17 protein-coding genes are annotated in these 19,258 nt (G+C 69.4%); 6 read left to right on the top strand and 11 right to left on the bottom strand.

The window, feature by feature from the left end:
• Positions 1-92: 92 nt before the first annotated feature.
• Positions 93-1,271 carry a citrate synthase/methylcitrate synthase gene (locus OG485_RS31315; RefSeq protein ID WP_328671940.1) on the bottom strand — a complete coding sequence of 393 codons (1,179 nt, stop codon included), beginning with the start codon at positions 1,269-1,271 and terminating at the stop codon, positions 93-95.
• Positions 1,272-1,368: 97 nt separating this feature from the next.
• On the opposite strand from OG485_RS31315, the gene OG485_RS31310 reads away from it, so the two are divergent.
• From OG485_RS31310 to OG485_RS31295, 4 genes are all read left to right on the top strand, one after another.
• Positions 1,369-2,634 carry a citrate synthase gene (locus OG485_RS31310; protein ID WP_328671939.1) on the top strand — a complete coding sequence of 422 codons (1,266 nt, stop codon included), beginning with the start codon at positions 1,369-1,371 and terminating at the stop codon, positions 2,632-2,634.
• Positions 2,635-2,797: 163 nt separating this feature from the next.
• Entirely contained in the window at positions 2,798-3,742 is a 945-nt protein-coding gene (locus OG485_RS31305; protein WP_328671938.1) for a sucrase ferredoxin, read from the top strand.
• A gap of 184 nt (positions 3,743-3,926) precedes the next feature.
• Positions 3,927-5,639, top strand: a complete 1,713-nt coding sequence (locus tag OG485_RS31300) for a sensor histidine kinase (protein ID WP_328671937.1) — start codon at positions 3,927-3,929, stop codon at positions 5,637-5,639.
• Positions 5,639-6,319 carry a response regulator gene (locus tag OG485_RS31295; protein WP_328671936.1) on the top strand — a complete coding sequence of 227 codons (681 nt, stop codon included), beginning with the start codon at positions 5,639-5,641 and terminating at the stop codon, positions 6,317-6,319. Before OG485_RS31300 ends, OG485_RS31295 begins: the two co-directional genes overlap by 1 nt.
• Positions 6,320-6,431: 112 nt before the next feature.
• Here OG485_RS31295 and OG485_RS31290 read toward each other — a convergent pair whose 3' ends face one another.
• The 3 genes from OG485_RS31290 to OG485_RS31280 all read right to left on the bottom strand — a co-directional run bounded on the left by OG485_RS31290 (position 6,432) and on the right by OG485_RS31280 (position 9,298).
• A complete protein-coding gene (locus OG485_RS31290) occupies positions 6,432-7,493 on the bottom strand; it encodes an ABC transporter substrate-binding protein (RefSeq protein ID WP_328671935.1) in 1,062 nt (353 codons plus the stop codon).
• Positions 7,494-7,629: 136 nt separating this feature from the next.
• Positions 7,630-8,493, bottom strand: a complete 864-nt coding sequence (locus OG485_RS31285; protein WP_328671934.1) for an ABC transporter permease — start codon at positions 8,491-8,493, stop codon at positions 7,630-7,632.
• Positions 8,483-9,298, bottom strand: a complete 816-nt coding sequence (locus OG485_RS31280) for an ABC transporter ATP-binding protein (RefSeq protein WP_328671933.1) — start codon at positions 9,296-9,298, stop codon at positions 8,483-8,485. Before OG485_RS31280 ends, OG485_RS31285 begins: the two co-directional genes overlap by 11 nt.
• A 162-nt stretch (positions 9,299-9,460) precedes the next feature.
• Here OG485_RS31280 and OG485_RS31275 point away from each other — a divergent pair, with 162 nt between their 5' ends.
• Positions 9,461-10,153, top strand: a complete 693-nt coding sequence (locus OG485_RS31275; RefSeq protein WP_328671932.1) for a response regulator — start codon at positions 9,461-9,463, stop codon at positions 10,151-10,153.
• Between the two features lie 66 nt (positions 10,154-10,219).
• On the opposite strand, the gene OG485_RS31270 is transcribed toward OG485_RS31275, so the two are convergent.
• From OG485_RS31270 to OG485_RS31245, 6 genes are all read right to left on the bottom strand, one after another.
• The gene (locus tag OG485_RS31270) at positions 10,220-11,812 is read right to left on the bottom strand and encodes a solute symporter family protein (protein ID WP_328671931.1); all 1,593 of its coding nucleotides are present in this window, start codon (positions 11,810-11,812) and stop codon (positions 10,220-10,222) included.
• On the bottom strand, positions 11,809-12,297 hold the full coding sequence (locus OG485_RS31265; RefSeq protein WP_328671930.1) for a DUF485 domain-containing protein: 489 nt from the start codon (positions 12,295-12,297) through the stop codon (positions 11,809-11,811). Before OG485_RS31265 ends, OG485_RS31270 begins: the two co-directional genes overlap by 4 nt.
• Before the next feature lie 105 nt (positions 12,298-12,402).
• Positions 12,403-13,089: a response regulator transcription factor gene (locus OG485_RS31260; RefSeq protein ID WP_328671929.1), complete on the bottom strand. Its 687-nt coding sequence runs from the start codon at positions 13,087-13,089 to the stop codon at positions 12,403-12,405.
• On the bottom strand, positions 13,086-14,237 hold the full coding sequence (locus tag OG485_RS31255; protein ID WP_328671928.1) for a sensor histidine kinase: 1,152 nt from the start codon (positions 14,235-14,237) through the stop codon (positions 13,086-13,088). The genes OG485_RS31260 and OG485_RS31255 overlap by 4 nt, the downstream gene beginning before the upstream one ends.
• Positions 14,234-14,761 carry a DUF1453 domain-containing protein gene (locus OG485_RS31250; RefSeq protein ID WP_328671927.1) on the bottom strand — a complete coding sequence of 176 codons (528 nt, stop codon included), beginning with the start codon at positions 14,759-14,761 and terminating at the stop codon, positions 14,234-14,236. Before OG485_RS31250 ends, OG485_RS31255 begins: the two co-directional genes overlap by 4 nt.
• A gap of 642 nt (positions 14,762-15,403) precedes the next feature.
• Positions 15,404-17,527 carry a DNA gyrase/topoisomerase IV subunit B gene (locus OG485_RS31245; protein WP_328671926.1) on the bottom strand — a complete coding sequence of 708 codons (2,124 nt, stop codon included), beginning with the start codon at positions 17,525-17,527 and terminating at the stop codon, positions 15,404-15,406.
• Between the two features lie 442 nt (positions 17,528-17,969).
• Between OG485_RS31245 and OG485_RS31240 the strand changes: the two genes are divergently transcribed.
• Complete coding sequence (locus OG485_RS31240) at positions 17,970-18,200, top strand: DUF7455 domain-containing protein (protein ID WP_103549626.1); 231 nt, start codon at positions 17,970-17,972, stop codon at positions 18,198-18,200.
• A 109-nt stretch (positions 18,201-18,309) separates the two neighbouring features.
• Here the strand turns inward: OG485_RS31240 and OG485_RS31235 are convergent, their stop codons facing one another.
• Positions 18,310-19,128, bottom strand: a complete 819-nt coding sequence (locus OG485_RS31235; RefSeq protein WP_328671925.1) for a S1 family serine peptidase — start codon at positions 19,126-19,128, stop codon at positions 18,310-18,312.
• Positions 19,129-19,258 lie beyond the last annotated feature (130 nt).

Below are 19,258 nucleotides of genomic sequence, written 5' to 3'. Positions count from 1 at the left end.
CCTACGGAAGCGTTTCCGGAGCAGCCTCCACCCGGGCCCGGCAACGGCTTGTTGCCGGGCCCGTTTCGATCTCCGGTCGGCTCGGCCTCAGGTCAGCCGCGAGCAGGCACCGCCACGGGCGGCACCGGACCCACATAGCGAGCCGCCGGGCGGATGATCTTCGAGTCCTCCGACTGCTCCATGATGTTCGCGCTCCAGCCGACCACGCGGGCGGCGGCGAAGGTGGGCGTGAACATCTCTCGGGGCAGCCCGCAGAGTTCCATGACCACACCGGCGTAGAACTCCACGTTGGTGTGCAGCTCCCGGCCCGGCTTGAGTTCGGCCAGGATCGCTTCCACCTGTCGCTCCACCTCGACCGCGAACTCCACGAGCGGGCCACCGAACTCCTGAGCCATTCCTCGGAGCATCCGCGAGCGCGGGTCCTCCGTGCGGTAGACGGGGTGCCCGAAGCCCATGATGCGCTCGCCGGCGAGGACGCGTTCGCGGATCCAGGGGTCGATGCGGTCGGGCGTCCCGATCGCGTCGAGGGTGTCCAGCGCGCGGCTGGGAGCGCCTCCGTGGAGAGGACCGGAGAGAGCCCCGACCGCGCCCACCAGGCAGGCCGCCACATCCGCGCCGGTGGAAGCGATCACCCGCGCCGTGAACGTTGATGCATTGAATCCATGGTCAATGGTTGAGATGAGGTATTGCTCGACCGCTCGAGCGCGGGCTGCGTCCGGCTCCGAACCCATCAGCATGTACAGGTAGTTGGCGGCGTATCCCAGGTCCTCGCGCGGCTCCACCGGGTCCAGTCCCTGCCCGATCCGGTACAGCGCGGTGAGCAGTGTTGGCACGGCGGCCGTCGCCGCGAGGCCGTCGTCGCGGCGCCGCCCGGCGTCGATGTCGTACACCGGCCGGAAGCCCAGGGAGGCCCCGAGCAGCGACAACGCGGTGCGCAGCCCGGCGAGGGGGCCCGACGGTCCGGTCGCCGCCGCGATCGCGGGCAGCGCGTCACGCACGTCGTCCGGCAGTCTGCGCAGCCGCGCGGTCCGCGCGGCGAAGGCGGCACGGCGGGCCTCGTCGGGCAGCTCACCGTGGGCCAGCAGATGCCAGACCTCCTCGAAGCCGCACGCCTGCGCGAGGTCGACGGCCGAGTACTGGCGGTAGTGGTAGAAGCCCTCCAACCCCCTGACGTCACCCAGTTCGGTATCGGTGACGAAGACGCCGGCGAGACCTCGCGGAACATCGACAGGTACGACGGCAGAGGTGGACGCGGCTTGGTTGATCGGCATATTTCCTCCCTGGACTTGATTCGACTGTCCATGCTTGACTACATAACTGTCAACATTGATCCAATCAATATACCGATCCACAGATACGGTGGCGCTCATGAGGGATCGAGAAGCGGCAGTACCTGCGCACGAGGGCCGGCGGCTCAGCACCAAGGAGACCGCCGAACTGCTCGGCGTGAAGCCGGAGACCGTGTACGCGTATGTGAGCCGGGGTCAGCTCAGCAGCAGGCGGGCGCCGGGAGGGCGCGGGAGCACGTTCGACCCCAAGGAGGTCGAGGCCCTCGCGCGGCGCAACAGACGGGAAGGCGGCGGCAGTTCGAGCGGTGGCGGCGAGCTCTCCGTCCGCACCCGCATCACGTTGATCGACAAGGACCGGTACTACTTCCGGGGCGTCGACGCGACGGAACTGGCCGCGCGGTACTCCTACGAGGAGATCGCCGAATGGCTGTGGACCGGCGAACTGCGCCCCGGCGTCACGTTCACGGCCCCGGAGGCAGCCGTGACCGCCGCCCGGCGCTGCGTCGAAGCGCTGCCCGAGCACAGCGGCCCGACCGACCGGCTGCGCGTCGCGGCGATCGCCGCGGCGGCCTCCGACCCGCTGCGCTTCGACCTCTCCGAGAACGCCGTACTCGGCACCGGACGCACCCTCATTCCCACTCTCGTCGCCGCGCTTCCGACCGTGCGGCACGACCACCGCGACGAAGGCCCGCTGGCCCGTCGGCTGTGGGCACGCCTCAGCGGGCGCGAACCCGACGACGCGTCAGTGCGGGCGCTGGACACGGCACTCGGGCTGCTCGTCGACCACGACCTGGCAGCCTCGACGCTGGCGGTCCGGGTCGCGGCATCGGCCCGCGCCCACCCGTACGCGGCCGTGTCGGCGGGCCTCGGCGTCCTCGAAGGGCCCTTGCACGGGGCGGCCAGCGGGCTCGCGCACCGACTGCTGCTGGACGTCCTGGACCAGGGCACCGCCGCTCCCGTGGTCGCCGACGAACTGCGCGCCGGGCGCCGTGTCCCCGGACTCGGCCATCGGCTCTACCCCGGCGAAGACCCACGCGCGCGCGCCCTGTTCGCCCTCCTGGAAGAGGTGCCCGGCGCGGCACCCGCACTGGAGGCGGCCCATGACGTGGTGACCACCACGGCCCGGCACACCCCCCTGCACGCCAATGTCGATCTGGCGCTGGCCGTCTTCACCGTCTCGTCCGGGATGCCGGCCTCTGCGGGAGAGACGATCTTCGCTGTCGCCCGGACGGCCGGCTGGATCGCCCACACCCTGGAGGAGTACGCGGAGCGCCCGTTGCGCATGCGGCCGAGCGGCCACTACGTGGGCGAGCGGCCACCCCAGCCACTCCCCCGCCGGAGCTAGACGGCGCGCGCTCGGCGCACGGAGAGGACCTGTGCGCGCCGTCCAAGCGCCGCCTCTCCGCCCGTGCTTCCATACGCCCCGCCACACGCCCGGACCACCCCTGGCGCGCCCCCTACGGACGGCGGGAAGTCACCCCGGGCGAAGTCAGGTTAGGCTCACCTCTGTGAGTACGTGCACGACCGCGTCGCGGCAGCTCGACGAGCCGATTTCCGGGACCGCGGCCACTGCGAGGACATGGCTGCTCATCGAGCAGCCCGGCCCCTGGGGTGCCAAGGCGCTCACTTCGAGCCACCTGGATCCCACGCTCGGCCGCGCCCTCGAAGCGGCCGCGCAGGACACAGGGGTACGGATCGCCCTGATCCGGCGTCCCGGGCGCCACGCCGACTGCGGCTCTCCCGCCGATCGGCATGTGTACGTGGCCCACACCACGCCCGGAAACGTATGGCTGCACAGCGCCATGACACACGACCCCGGACACCTGCTCGACCTCGACTTCGCCGCGCTCGGCGCGGGCGACCCGCGCTCCTTCGAAGGGGTTCTCCAAGGGCGGCCCCATACCGGCGATCCGCTGGCCCTCGTCTGCACCAACGGCAAGCGCGACCGCTGCTGCGCCCTGCTCGGACGCCCGCTGGCGGCGGAACTGGCCGCCTCCGGCGTCGGCGGTACCTGGGAGGTCACCCATCTGGGAGGTCATCGCTTCTCCCCCACCGTGCTGATCCTGCCGTACGGGTACGCGTACGGCCGTGCCGAGGCCCATGCCGTCAAGGAGATCCTCCAGGGCGTCCGGGAGGGCCGGGTCGTCACCGAGGGGTGTCGCGGGAACTCCGCCTGGGAACGCCCCGGCCAGGCGGCCGAGCTGGCCGTACGGACGGCGTCGGGGGAGCACGCCGCCGATGTCCTGACAGTGATCCGCACGGACGGCACCGCGCCGCGCTGGGAGGTGACCGTCGCCCACTCCGACGGCCGCCTGTGGCGGGTCGTCGTGGCGCGGGGCGCCTCTCTGCCGCCCCGACCGGAGAGCTGCGGCTCGGCACTCGGTTCACCGGCGCGGATGGACGTGGTGGCGGTACGGCAACTGGAGGAGACGGCTGTCGCCGTGGCCTGCTGACGGCCCGGGCCCCGAGTTCGACGGGGCCGGCGTACGACACACGGACCGACCAGAAGTCGTGTCAGGCCCCCCACCACCCGACCCGCGGCGCTGTGCTGAACCGACACCCGCATCATCCATTGATCAAGAGATCCACACCACACTCCCTTCGGAGGGACGCGCACTCCCCCGTACCGTCGTGGCCATGAGCCCCACTCCCCTCGCACGACGACTGCGCCTCGGTCTGCCGCGGCGGGTGTTCGCCCAAGTGCTGCTGATGCAGATCGCGATCGCGGTGGGAGTCGCGGTACTCGCCACCGGGCTGTTCCTGGCCCCGCTGAGCGCACAGCTGGACGACGAGGCCATGCGGCGCGCTCTCGCGATCGCGCAGACCACGGCCGCCCAGCCGCAGATCGCCGTGGACCTCCAGCGGACGGTCCCCTCCAGGACCGGCCCCGTACAGGCCGAGGCCGAGCGGATACGGAAGGCGAGCGGTGCCGAGTACGTCGTCGTGATGGACATGCGAGGCATCCGCTGGTCGCACAAGTCCCCCGCCCAGATCGGCAAACCGGTCTCGACGAGCCCGAAGCAGGCCCTGGCGGGCAGGGATGTCATGGAGATCGACACCGGAACCCTGGGGCGGTCCGCACGGGGCAAGGTGCCGCTGCGCGACGCCGGCGACCGGATCGTCGGCGCGGTGTCGGTGGGTATCAAGTACGACAGTGTGCGGGCCCGGCTGATCGACGCGATCCCGGGACTGTTCGCGTACGCGGGCGGAGCCATGGCCGTCGGCGCGCTGGCCGCGTATCTGATCTCCCGCAGGGTCCAGCGACAGACCCGTGACCTGGCCTTCTCCGATATCGCGGCGCTGCTGGCCGAACGTGAGGCGATGCTGCACGGCATCCGGGAGGGCGTGGTCGCCCTGGACCGCGGCGGTCGCGTACGCCTTCTGAACGACGAGGCGCAGCGGCTCCTCGGGGTCGGCGCCGAGGCCATCGGACGGCCGCTCGACGACGCGCTCGGCCCGGGCCGTACGACGGATGTGCTGGCGGGACGCGTCACCGGGACGGACCTGCTCACCGTCCGCGGCCAGCGCGTCCTGGTCGCGAACAGGATGCCCACCGAGGACGGCGGGGCTGTCGCCACCTTGCGCGACCGGACCGAACTGGAGCAGCTCGGCCGTGAGCTCGACTCCACGCACGGCCTGATCGACGCTTTGCGCGCACAGGACCATGAGCACGCCAACCGAATGCACACGCTCCTGGGACTGCTCGAACTGGAGATGTACGACGACGCCGTGGAGTTCATCGGGGAGGTGGTCGGAGACCACAGGGTCACCTCGGAACAGGTCACCGAGAAGATCCACGATCCACTGCTCGCCGCCCTTCTGGTCGGCAAGGCGACCGTGGCGACCGAGCGTGGAGTGGCACTGTGGGTCTCGGACCGGACGCTGCTGCCGGACCGGCTGGTCGACCCGCGTGGGCTCGTCACCGTCGTCGGCAACCTGGTCGACAACGCGCTCGACGCCGTCGCGGGCACACCGCACGCGCGCGTGGAGGTCGAATTGCGCGCCGAGGGGCGGACCGCCGTGCTGCGGATACGGGACACCGGTCCCGGCATTCCTGAGGAGCGGCGGGAGCTGATCTTCACGGACGGCTGGAGCACCAAGCAGCCACCCGCACACGGCAAGCGTGGAATCGGCCTCTCGCTGGTGCGGCGCCTCGCCGAGCGGCAGGGCGGCAGCGCGAAGGTGGCCGACGCGGACGGCGGCGGCGCGGAGTTCGTCGTCGTCCTGCCGGAAGCGCTGACCGACCCGTCGCTCGCACAGAAGGACGCCACCGAAAGCACCGGGAACACCGGGAGTGCCGAGACCACCGGGACCGACCGGAGCACCGGGTACCCCTACGGGGAGTCGTGATGATCCAGGTCCTGGTCGTGGACGACGACACGCGGGTCGCCCGCGTCAACGCCGCCTACGTGGAGAGGGTGCCGGGATTCCGTGTCGTGGGGCAAGCGCACAGCGCGGCCGAGGCGCTGCGCCGCATGGCGGAAGTTCCGCGCCCGGACCTGGTCCTCATGGACCATCACCTGCCGGACGAGACAGGTCTCGCGGTCGTCCAGGAGATGCGCCGACACGAGCATCAGATCGATGTGATCATGGTGACCGCCGCGCGTGACCTCGCGACCGTCCGGTCGGCGTTGCGGCAGGGCGTACTCCAGTACCTGGTCAAGCCGTTCTCGTTCGCCGGGCTGCGCGCCAAACTGGAGACGTACGCGGATCTGCGACGCACGCTCGACCGCGGCGGCACGGCCGAGCAGTCCGATGTGGACCTGATCTTCGGGGCCCTCTCGTCAGGCGTCGTGCCCGACCTGCCCAAGGGCCACTCCCCGCCGACGGCCGAACTCGTACGGCGCGCCCTGTTGAACGCGGAGGGCTCGCTGTCGGCCCAGGAGGTCGCGGAGGAGACCGGACTGAGCCGGCAGACGGCACAGCGTTATCTGAAGCTCCTGGAGCGTACGGGGAAGGCTCGTCTGACCCTCCGATACGGCGACGCGGGCCGCCCGGAGCACCGCTACGCCTGGGCCACCCACACCTGAGGACACCCCCGACGAAGCGAGGGAACGGCCGCCCCGTCGCCCGTACGACCGGCGGGGGGAGCACGGTCGTACGCGCGGCGGGGCGGCTCGGCGTGTCATCGGCGGCGGGCGGTCAGCCGGCCGCCTTCTTCACGAACTCCGTGGTGTACGTCTTGCTCAGGTCCACATCGGCGTTCCTGATGTTCGGGTTGAACGCCTTGAGGACCTTCTCGACGGTCTCGGGACCGTTCTCGGGCATCACCCCGTCCTCGGTGAACATCGGCAGTGTGCTCTCGATCGCCTCGGCGTACAGCGTCTGGTTGCCCTGCGAGTAGTCGGCGGGCATCTTGGCGGCGATCTCGGAGGCGCTGTGCCCGGCCATCCACCGGAGGGTCTTCACGAAGGCGTTCGCGAGCTTCTGGACCGTCTTCTTGTGACCGTTGACCCAGTCCGTCTGCATGTACAGACTTGACGAGGGGTACGGCCCGCCGAGCGCCTTCTGGGAGCCCTCGGGCGTGCGCATGTCGATGAGCACCTTGCCGAGCTTCTTCTCCATGACCGTGGCGACGGTGGGGTCCGTCGTCATGCCGCCGTCGATGGCGCCCTTCTGGAGGGCGGAGACGAACGTCGGGCCGGCACCGACGGCGACCGGCGTGAACTCGCTGACCTGCACACCGTTCTTGACCGCGAGGTACTTCGTGAGGAAGTCGGTCGAGGAACCGAGTCCGGTGACGCCGAGCTTCCTGCCCTTGAAGTCCTTGGGTGAAGTGATGTCGCCCGCACGCTTGGCGGAGACGATCTCGACCTCACCGGGAGCGTGTGAGAACTGCACGACGGACTCCACCGCCTTGCCCTTGGTCTGCAGGTCGAGCGTGTGGTCGTAGAAGCCGACGGCTCCCTGCACCTGTCCCGACACGAGGGCGGTCTCGGCCTGGACACCGGCCGGCTCGCTGAGGAGCTCGACGTTCAGACCGGCGTCCTCGAAGTAGCCGAGCCTCTGAGTGAGCATCGCCGGCAGGTAGATGACCTTGTCCAGCCCACCGACCATGATCTTGACGTGCTCCCCCTTGCCGCCGCCCCCGCCGCTGCCGGAGTCGGCCGTCGTGCTCGCCGCGTCATTGGCGCAGGCGGTGAGCGAGGAGAGTGCGAGGAGACCGGCGGCTGCCAGCGCGGAGTATCTGGCGGTCTTGCGCATGGTGGTTCACGTCCTTGTGAGTGGCGGGGAGGCCGTACGTACGGCGGGATGGTGCGTACGGGTGGGGCGGGAGCGTGCGTACGGGCGGACTCGTCCGTACGCGAGGAAGAGGTCGTACGTGCTTGCCGGGGTGAAGTCAGCGGTCGGATTCCGACGGCTTCCAGCGGAAGATGCGGCGTTCACCGAACGTCAGCAGTCCTTCGGCGAGGAGGGCGACGACGGCGAGGATGACCATCGCCGCGTACACCCCCGCCGCGTTGAAGGTGCCCTGCGACTGGGCGACGAGCAGGCCGATGCCCTTGGTGGCGCCGATGTACTCGCCGACGATCGCGCCGATCAACGCGAAGCCGAAGCTGACATGGAGGCTGGTGAAGATCCACGAGGTGGCGGACGGTATGACGACCTGCAGCGTCACCCTGCGGTCGCTCGCTCCCAGGATCCGGGCGTTGGCCACCAGGTTCCGGTCGACCTCCCGGGCGCCCTGGAAGGCGTTGAAGAACACCGGGAAGAAGACGAGCACCACGGCCGAGGCGACCTTGGAGGCGGGTCCGAGCCCGAACCAGATCACGAAGATGGGCGCGAGGACGATCCTCGGTATGGAGTTGAGCACCTTGATGTATGGACCAAGAATGTCTGCCAGCAAGGTGATACGCCCCAGGGCGATACCGAAGAGCACACCGGCGACCACACCGATGACCCAGCCGAGCAGCGCCTCGTGAAGCGTGTACCAGATCTGCTCGCCGAGAGAACCGAGCGCGGTCCCGTGCATCACCCAGGTCTGGATCTGTTCCCAGATCTTCGAGGGCATCGAGAAGTTGAACGGGTCAATGACCTCGGCCCGGGAGAGGACCTCCCACAGGCCGAGCACGGCGACCAGGAGCAGCACGCGGGCGGTGCCCACCACGATCCTGCGTCTGCGGGCGGCACGGGCGCGGGTGTGCGCGCGGCCCGGAGTCCTGGCCGTTTCGACGACCGGAGCACTGAGAACGTCAGGCGACATCAGCGGCGCCCCTTTCACGGGTGATGCGGACCTCTTCGCCGAGGGACTCCCAGATCTCGCGGTAGATCTCGATGAACCGCGGCTCCAGGCGCACCGATTCGACCTTGCGCGGCCGCGGCAGATCGATGTCGAAGACCTGCTTCACGGTGGCGGGGCCCGCGGTCATCACGACGACCTTGTCGGCGAGCGCGATGGACTCCTCCAAGTCGTGGGTGACGAAGACGACCGAGGCGCCCGTGCCTGCCCACAGCTCGAGCAGTTCGTCGGACATCAGCGCCCGGGTCTGCACGTCGAGCGCCGAGAACGGCTCGTCCATCAGCAGGATCTCGGGGTCGTTGACGAAGGTGGCGGCGAGGGCGACGCGCTTGCGCTGACCACCGGAGAGCTGGTGCGGATAGCGGTCCTCGAAGGCCGTGAGCCCGACCCGGGCGAGCCACTCCCTGGCACGTTCCCTCGCTTCGGCCTTGGGCGCGCCACGGAACCGGGGCCCGGCCATCACGTTGGACAGCACCGTCCGCCAGGGAAAGGTTGCGTCCTGCTGGAAGACGAAACCGACCTTGTCCCCGACGCCGGAGACCGGCTCCCCGGCGACCAGGACCTCGCCCTCGGTGGGCTCCTCAAGACCGCTGACCAGGGTCAGCGTCGTGGACTTCCCGCAGCCGGTCGGTCCTACCACCGCCACGAACTCGCCGCGGCCGACGGTCAGGTCAAGGTCCCTGACGGCTGTGTGCAAACCCCCCGACGGGGTCTTGAAGATCTTGCTCGCGCCCCGCAGCTCGATGGCGGGGCTGGTGTCTGTGCTCATGGCCCGGGACGGTAGATGTGGTGCGGGCCACAGCATCAGTCTTGTGGGCGCAAGGCGTTCTTCTGCTCGCAAGGGTCTGTTGTGCTCATTTTGCTCGCGCTACAACAGCGGAGCCGAAACACGGGCGCACCATACGCCCAGGCCTTGAGAGAAAGAGGCCCGATGATTGACGTCCTGGTCGTGGACGACGACTTCCGCGTCGCCGAGATCAACGCGAAGTACGTGAGCAAGGTTCCCGGGTTCCGGGTGGCCGCCCGCGCGCACAGTGCCGCCCAGGCTCTGGCCGCGATCGAGCGCACTCCCGTCGATCTGGTGCTGCTCGACCACTATCTGCCGGACAGGACGGGACTCGAACTCGTCCACCGGATGCGGGAGAACGGTCACGGCACCGACGTCATCATGATCACCGCGGCCGGCGATGTGGCCACCGTGCGGGCGGCGATGCGCCTGGGTGCCCTGCACTACCTGATCAAACCGTTCACGTTCACCGCCCTGCGCACACGCCTCGACTCCTACGCCGCCCTGCGCCGTACCGTCGACCGGGTGGGCGGCCGCGGTGTGACGGGCCAGGAGCAGGTCGACCGGATCTTCGGTGCCCTGCGCACCGCACCCGCGCCGTCCTCCCCCGGGCTCCCCAGCGGCCACTCGGAGCCGACCACGGACCTGATCTGCGATGTGCTGCACCAGGCGAACCAGCCGCTGTCGGCCCACGAGGTGGCCGCCGAGACCGGCCTGAGTCGATCCACCGCCCAGCGCTATCTGCGGCACCTGGAACAAGCGGGGCGGCTGCGCCTCTCCCTCAAGTACGGCGACACGGGGCGCCCGGAACACCGCTACGCGTGGGTGGCGCCCTGAGCCGGCACTCCCCGACAGCTGGATGCCGTCTGGATCATGTCGTCTCAGGGCGGTCGCCTGCGGCCCTCAGACGGCCCCGGCGCCCGTGAGCGCGCGGACCTCGATCTCGGCGTGCTTGGCCTCGTCCGGCGGCTCCGCCGAGGTGACGGTGCCGAGCCAGCCGGCGACGAAGCCCAGGGGGATCGAGACGAGCCCCGGGTTCTGAAGCGGGAAGTACTGGAAGTCCACGCCCGGGAAGAGCGATTCGGGACTGCCCGACACCACCGGCGACAGCAGCACGAGCACCACCGCGGGCACCAGGCCGCCGTAGACGGCCCACACGGCGCCACGTGTCGTGAAGGACCGCCAGAACAAGGAGAACAGCAGAACCGGCAGATTCGCGGACGCGGCGACGGCGAAGGCGAGCCCGACCAGGAAGGCCACGTTGAGGTCGCGGGCGAGGAGGCTCAGGCCGATGGCGATCACGCCGATGCCGACCGACGCGGCACGCGCCACCGCGACCTCGCCGTGCGGCTTGGCGCGGCGGCGACGCGACGAGGCGTACAGGTCGTGGGCCACGGCCGCCGACGACGCGAGGGTGACTCCTGCGACGACCGCGAGAATCGTGGCGAAGGCGATGGCGGCGACGATCGCGAACAGGACTGTTCCTCCCGTGGAGTTGGCCCCGCCGCCCAGGTCCAGGGCCAGCAGCGGAACGGCGGTGTTCCCCGCGGCGTTCGATCCGCGCACCGCCTCGGGACCGACGACGGCAGCGGCAGCGAAGCCCAGCACGATCGTCATCAGGTAGAAGCCGCCGATGAGCCCGATCGACCACAGCACCGAGCGCCGGGCGGCCCGCGCGGTCGGCACGGTGTAGAAGCGCGACAGGATGTGCGGCAACCCGGCGGTGCCGAGCACGAGTGCGAGCCCAAGGCTCATGAAGTCGAAGCGTGCCGTCCAGTCACCACCGTATTTCAGCCCGGGTGCGAGAAATGCCTGGCCGTGGCCACTGCGCCCCGCTGCCGTGCTCAGCAGTTCGTTGATGTCCCCGTGGAACCGCACCAGGACCAGCACGGTGAGAACGATCGCCCCGCCGATGAGCAGAACCGCCTTGACGATCTGGATCCAGGTCGTCGCCCGCATCCCTCCCATCGACACATAGATCACCATGAGCGCGCCGACACCGATCACCGTCCAGTTGCGCGCCGCGTCACTCGTGCCTCCCAGCAGCAGCGAGACCAGGCTGCCCGCGCCCACCATCTGCGCCACCAGATACAGAACGGACACCACCACCGAGGACGTTCCGGCCGCGACCCGCACGGGCCGCACGTCCATCCGGGCCGCGACGACGTCCGCGAGCGTGAACCGGCCGCAGTTGCGCACCAGTTCGGCGACGAGGAAAAGAACGACCAGCCAGGCCACCAAGAATCCCACGGCGTACAGCAGACCGTCGTAGCCGTACAGGGAGATGAGTCCCGTGATACCGAGGAACGAAGCAGCCGACATGTAGTCCCCGGAGAGGGCAAATCCATTTTCCATCGGCGAGAACAGCCGCCCGCCCGCGTAGAACTCTTCGGCCGAACCGTGCCGGTGGCGACTCACCCATGTCGTGATCCCTAGTGTCACCGCGACGAACGCGCTGAACAGGAGCAGGGCCAGGGTCTGGTGGTGGCCGCTCACCGCTCACCACTCCCGGCGTTCCGCGTCATCTCCTGGGTGTTCCAGCGCAGTTCCAGCGCGGCCCGGTCACGGCGCAGCCGCGCGTGCCGCGCGTACGCCCAGGCGAGCAGGAATGTCGTGAGGAACTGTCCGAGTCCCGCGAGCAGTGCCACGTTCACGACACCGACGACGGGCCGCGCCATGAACCCCGGCGCGGTGGTCGCGGTCACCACATAACCCACGTACCAGGGGAAAAAGACGGCGACGGCCGGAATCACGAACCTGCGGTACCGGCCGCGTACTTCCTGGAAGGCGGCACTGCGCTGCACCTCCAGGTAGACGAGGGCGGTCCCGCCCGGTCGTCCTTGGTGCTCCGAACGAGCGGCCGGCACGGCGGGAGCGAGCGCGCCCGTACCGTCCAACTCGCCCCAGCCGGAAGCGAGCGCGTCGTACCAGGGGTCGTCGAACCGGACCTCCCCCGTGTCGCCGCCGTCGTGCTTGTCCACCGAACTCTCCTTGTCCGCGACCCGTTGCTGCCGCGTACCCAAGGATGTGCAGATCGGAGGGCTCCCTGACTCCTGTCTCCGCGCTCTTCACCCCATCAGGTGACTTCATCCCGCGGGCGGCCGTACGAGACCTTTCCCATAGGCGTAACGGACTGCTTGAGCACGGTCTTTGAGACCTGCCTTGGCGAAGAGATTATTGATGTGGGTCTTCACGGTGGCCGTGGACACATGGAGCTTACGAGCGATCTCCTGGTTGCTGAGGCCCTCGGCGATGAGCAGGAGCACCTCCGTCTCGCGCGAGGTGAGCCCGTCCGGGGCCTCCGGAGGCGGGCCGGGCTCCGGTTCCGGGTCCGACAGCCGCTCCAGCAGCCGTCGCTGGATGCTCGGCGAGAGCCCCGCGTCCCCGGAGAGCACGCTCTCCACGGCCCGCACGATCTCGTCGCCTCCCGCGTCCTTGGTCAGATAACCGCGGGCTCCGGCGCGCAGCGCGGGGAACAGCGACTCGTCGTCCGCGAACGTCGTGAGCACGACGACCTGGGTCCCGGGATGCTCGGCACGGATGCGCCGGGTCGCCTCGACCCCGTCGCAGCGAGGCATGCGCAGATCCATCAGCACGACGTCCGGGGCGAGTTCGGCCACCAGCTCCACCGCCTCGAACCCGTCACCGGCCGCTCCGACGACCTCGATCCCGGGCAGCAGTCCCAGCAGCATCACAATGCCCTCGCGCACGACCGTCTGATCGTCCGCGACCACGACCCGCGCCGGTGCCCTGCCCTCCGCCCGCTCGGTCATACCGGCACCTTCAGCGTCACCACGAACCCCTCCTCGCCCGGTCCTGCGTCCAGCGAGCCGCCGAGCAGCTCTGCGCGCTCCCGCATCCCCAGCAGACCGTACCCGGCACCCGAGCCGCTGAGTTCGCCCGGTTTTCCACCCGAATCCCGTACATCCAGCGTCACTTCGTGCTCGCCATAGTCCAGCCGGATGTGGATCTCGGCTCCCGGAGCATGTTTGCGTACGTTCGTCAGCGCCTCCTGGGCAACTCGGCGCACCGCCTGGGAGGCTTCCGCCGGCAGCGGCTGACGCTCCCCGGTCACCGTGACACCGGCGCGGTCGGCTGTGGCCACGAGTTCGCCGAGGAAGTCCTCCAGCGGAGACATCTCACCCCGGAGCGCGGAGAGTGCCTGCCGGGTCTCCGAAAGCCCCTCACGGGCCATTCCCCGTGCCGCCACGACCCGTTCGAGGATGATCTCCCGGTCCGCCCCTCTCTCGATGAGCAGTCGTGCCGCCTCCAGATGCACGAGCTGCGCGGACAGGCTGTGGGCCAGGACGTCATGGATCTCCCTGGCTATCCGCGCTCGTTCCGCGAGGGCCGCGGTCTCCGCCTCGGCCGCGCGGGCCACGCGTTCCTGGACCAGCAGCCGCTGGGCACTCGCCCGTGCTTCCGCGTCGAGGCGCAGAACGTATCCCGCGAGCGCCAGGCCCACGGTGGTGGCCGCGGTGGTCAGCCAGACGTCGTTGTCGAACGCCGCGTAAGCGCCCAGCGCCACCGCCATGGCCGGAAGGGCCGCCGCGAGGGGCAGCCGTTCGATGGCGGCGACAGCAGTCCCGCACAGCAGGACGAGCGCCGGAATCGGGAAGCCCATGCCGTGTCCCGCGACCGCGACCGCGAGGAGCAGAGCGAGCAGTACCAGGGACGGCAGCAGACGGTGTTCCAGTGTGGTCCGCCAGAAGCCCCAGGCGAGGAAGCCGCACACCGCGATCCCCGTGATGCCTCCGGCGAGCGCCCAGCCGCTCAGTTCCGGGTTCGTGAGTGTCGTGGCGACGAGCACGCCGAGGACGATGGCGCGCGTGACCCGGGAGAGCACACGGCGGGCCTTGTGCACGCCCATACGCGACAGTGCCTCACGAGAGGGCCAGCGCATCCAGGCGTTGTCCGTCACAGGCGCTCCTTCCTCAGAACGCGGCCGACCTCGTCACCGTACGCCGGGCCCTGCCCGGTCACCGTCGGCCGCAGGGACTGCGCCCGCCAGGTCAGGAGCCCGGAGCGGACCAGCAAGGTGGCCGCCAGGCAGAGCATCAGGGCGGAGGAGTTCTGGTGCACACCCAGCAGGGCACCTATGCCGAACAGACCCAGCCGCAGACAGATGCCTGCGCCCCAGACGGCTCCGGCGGCCTTGGTGCTCCTGCTCCACACGGCGCCGTCCGGCTCGGTCCATATCCGCGTCGTCCACGCCCATCCGGCTCCGATGGCCAGCGCCGTCACCAGTTCCGTGCCGAGCAGGAGGGACGCCTCGAACTGGTGGTGCGGGTCGATCACGCCGGGCTCGCGCATCGCCATGACGGCGAGAACGGCGGGCACGATCCACCAGCGCCGGTCCGAGCTGATCCGGCGTGCGCTGAACTGGCGCACGATCACCACTGCGGCGACAGCGAAGATCACCACGGCATTCATGAGCCCGGACATGCGCGGCCTCCTTGAGCGGGAAACGGGTGTCCGCAGCGAGTGCTGCCGACCCCATCGACGCTACGGAAATCGAGCACCTGGCAGATCGGCGCCCGGGTGGATCGTGGGTGGATCCCCCGCACCCGCGTCTCTCCACCCACGGGTGGATCGCACCCGTACAGTGCCCCGACCAGGCGGCCCGAGCCCGGACCCAGGGGGCCTAAAAGCTTGGTTCGCCCCCTCCGCCCCTACCCGTCCCGTACCTGGGGCTCCGCCCCAGACCCCGCTCCTCAAACGCCGGAGGGGCTGAATGTCCCCCGTACCCGAGAAACGCGCCGGAGCCGATGGGTGCGCCTGAGGGGTTGAAATCTGACCCGCGGCCGAAAGGCCGGCCGAAGCGGATTGGTTTCGCGCACGCGTGGCACCACGTCCAAGCCCCCACGCACCCGTGGTCGGAGCAGCCGGAGGGTCCTCGGGACCCGCGATACACCCGCAGGCGGTGACGCGAGGGAGGGCCGTGCCTGTACATCGCATGCCCGTCGCTCACGTCCGGATCGAGCTGTGGCTCCCTGCGAAGCCCGCATCTGATCCGACGGCGACGGGCGGATGTACCGGCACGGCCCCCATCCACCTGGCGGACCCACCCGGAATACGCCCGGAGGGCTACGCGTCGATACGCGACCGGTCCAGCGTCGCGGCAGAGCTCGAGATGAACTCCTTGCGCGGCGCCACGTCGTTCCCCATCAACAGGTCGAACACCTGCTCGGACGCCTCCAGGTCGGAGATGTTGATCCGGCGCAGCGTCCGGAACCGCGGATCCATCGTCGTCTCGGCCAGCTGATCGGCGTCCATCTCGCCGAGACCCTTGTACCGCTGGATCGAGTCCTTGTAACGCACACCCTTGCGCTGCAGCTCCAGCACGGTCTCCCGCAGCTCGCGGTCCGAGTACGTGTAGACGTACTTGTCCTGCCCCTTCTTGGGCTGGCTGAGCTCGATCCGGTGCAACGGCGGGACCGCCGCGAACACCCGCCCCGCCTCGACCATGGGCCGCATGTAGCGCTGGAACAGCGTCAACAGCAGAATCCGGATGTGCGCGCCGTCGACATCGGCGTCGACGAGGAGAATGATCTTCCCGTAGCGTGCGGCGTCGATGTCGAAGGTCCGCCCGGAGCCGGCCCCTATGACCTGGATGATCGCACCGCACTCGGCGTTCTTCAGCATGTCCGTCACGGACGCCTTCTGAACATTGAGGATCTTGCCCCGGATCGGCAGCAGCGCCTGGAACTCGGAGTTCCGGGCCAGCTTCGCCGTACCCAGCGCGGAGTCGCCCTCGACGATGAACAGTTCGCTGCGCTCGACGTCGTCACTGCGGCAATCGGCGAGCTTGGCGGGCAGCGAGGAGGACTCCAGGGCCGTCTTGCGGCGCTGTGCGTCCTTGTGCTGCCGGGCCGCGATCCTCGTGCGCGCGGCGGCGACGGCCTTCTCCATGACGACCCGCGCCTGCGCGGCCTCGTCCCGCTTGGCGGAGGTCAGGAACGCCTTGAGTTCCTTGGTGACCACGTTCGTCACGATGCGGCGGGCGGCCGAGGTACCGAGGACCTCCTTCGTCTGCCCCTCGAACTGGGGCTCGGCGAGACGCACGGTGACGACGGCCGTGAGGCCCTCCAGCGCGTCGTCCTTGACGATGTCGTCCTCGGCGACCCGCAGCAGCTTCTTGGTCCGCAGGACCTCGTTCATCGTCTTGGCGACGGCCTGCTCGAAGCCGGCGACATGGGTGCCGCCCTTGGGCGTGGCGATGATGTTCACGAACGACTTCAGAGTCGTGTCGTATCCGGTGCCCCAGCGCATCGCGACATCGACGCCCAGCTCACGCGTGACCTCGGTGGGGGTCATCTGCCCGTGCTCGTCGAGGACCGGGACGGTCTCCTTGAAGGTCCCCTGCCCAGAGAAGCGGAGGACGTCGCAGACCGGCTTGTCGGCGGCCAGGAACTCACAGAACTCGCTGATGCCGCCGTCGAAGCGGAACGACTCCTCGCCCTTGCTGCCGCCCTCGCCCAGCCCGAGTTCGTCACGGACGACGATGGTCAGGCCCGGCACCAGGAAAGCCGTCTGGCGGGCGCGCTGGTGGAGGTGCTCCAGGGAGAGCTTGGCGTCCTTGAGGAAGATCTGGCGGTCGGCCCAGTAGCGCACGCGCGTGCCGGTGCGGGTCTTCGGGATCCGCTTGAGCTTGCGCAGCCCGCTCGACGCGTCGAAGGCCGCGTCGGGGCCGTCCGCCTTGAAGGCTCCCGGGGTGCCTCGGCGGAAGCTCACGGCATGGGTGTTCCCACTGCGGTCCACCTCGACGTCCAGACGGGCGGAGAGCGCGTTCACCACGGAGGCGCCCACGCCGTGCAGACCACCGGAGGCCGCGTACGAGCCGCCGCCGAACTTTCCGCCGGCGTGCAGCTTGGTCATGACGACCTCGACGCCGGAGAGGCCAGTCTTGGGCTCCACGTCGACGGGGATGCCGCGGCCGTTGTCCCGCACCTCGACGGAGCCGTCGTCGTGCAGGGTCACATCGATGTGGTCGCAGTAGCCCCCGAGGGCCTCGTCCACCGAGTTGTCGATGATCTCCCACAGGCAGTGCATCAGGCCACGGCTGTCGGTCGACCCGATGTACATGCCCGGGCGCTTCCGCACTGCCTCGAGCCCCTCAAGGACGAGCAGGTGCCGCGCGGTGTAGTTGGAACCGTCACGGTCTGCTCCGGTCAGCAGCGCTGTGGACGGCACGGACGTATCGGCGGTCACGCGGTTCGCTCCTCGCTGAATTTCATGGGAGACCCTTTTGGGTAAGGGCCCGGCTTCGGTTGCCGTTCAGAGGGTACCGAGGCCTGGTAGAGCCGTTGTAGCACCACCCTCGCATGAACTCACCCTAGTCCAGGATCGCATGGGTGTTCGATCCCTCGATGGAGTGAAGTACATATCACGTTCCCTTCGAGGCATGAACCATTTAGGCTCCGGGCACGTCCTCATGAACAAGCCGGCAATCCAGCCGGGAGGACCGACACCCGACAGACAGCGCGAACCCGTACAGACACAAAGACACGCAATACGGCTCATTCGCCGCCACCCGGCAGCAGACAGCCGTCTCGAAAGAAAATTTCGAGGAAAAGCCGCGAGCGGGAACGTTTTCGGCCTGGTTGGATGTTGACCCTGGTACGACAGCTCGTCGAGCTAGAGAAGAGGCGACGTGACTACTGTTCTGACCCCCGCGAGCCCGCTGACGGCCGCTGACCGCTGCGACCGTTGCGGCGCCCAGGCATATCTGCGCGTCGTCCTCCTGAGCGGCGGAGAACTGCTCTTCTGCGCCCACCACGGTCGCAAGTTCGAGCCGGAACTCAAGAAGATCGCCGCTGAGATACAGGACGAGACGGAGCGGCTCACGTCCGTTCCCGAGAGCGTCAACGACGAAGATCGCTGACCCTTCGCATCAACGACGAGCGGGTACCGGCGACAGGCCGGTGAGCGGGCGGTCACACCCTGGACACAGGGTGTGACCGCCCGCACTCGTATCGCATCGCCGAGAGCTGTCAGCGGCTCGCGTTCAGCGCCTGGACGACCTCTGACACCCGCGTGTAGACACCAGGGCTCTCCGCGCGCCCACAGCCGCTCCCCCAGGACACCAGGCCGATGAGACGCCCCTGGGCGACCAGCGGCCCACCGCTGTCCCCCTGGCAGGCATCACGGCCGCCCGCCGGCTCTCCGGCGCAGACCATGGACGCCGCGTCGTAGGTCCCGGACTCGTCGCCGGGGTAGGCCCGCTCGCACGCGGTGTCGGGAAGCACGTGCACGTCGGCGGCACGCAGGCTGCTCGCGTAGTCGCCGCCGCCCGTCAGGTCGCCCCAGCCGTAGACGGCGGCGGCGGTCCCGGGCTCGTACGCCCGGTCCCCCGAGGCGGCCATACGGATCACGGAGGAGGCCGGCAGCGGCTCGGCGAGCGTCAGGACGCCGAAGTCGCCGGCGTTCGTATCACTGTCGTAGTGCGGGTTGACCCAGACGTCTCGTACGGGGATCTCCTCGCCGTCCTCGGACGTCAGGTCCCCGCGTCCGGCGATGACCTTCAGATCGCCCGCGTCGCGCGGTGGCGCCCCCAGCACATCCTCGCCCAGGCAGTGGGCCGCGGTCAGGACCGTAGTCGGGCCGATGACCACTCCTCCGCAGAACTGTCCCGCTCGGGTACCCCCGAACCGGTCACGGCTGGACAGTGCGACCGTCCACGGGCTCTCGGAGATCTGGACCGGACGGCTTCCTATGACAACGCTGTCGGAGGAAGCCAGGGCGGGGGTCGTCAGTGATATCACCGCTGTGGCGGCCGCAAGGGCCAGGGTCGGGGCGTAGGGACGGCGCATGCGCGCTCCTCACACTGGGAGGGTCTTGGAACACCCAGAGTGATCCAGCGAGCGAAGGCACGCACTCCGCGCATACGGCGAGGGCCCGACCCCCCAAAGGAGGTCGGGCCCTCGTCGACGTGCGGCCGAG

Source organism: Streptomyces sp. NBC_00328, from assembly GCF_036139655.1.
GTDB lineage: Bacteria > Actinomycetota > Actinomycetes > Streptomycetales > Streptomycetaceae > Streptomyces.
This window is presented reverse-complemented; position numbering and strand designations above follow the sequence as displayed.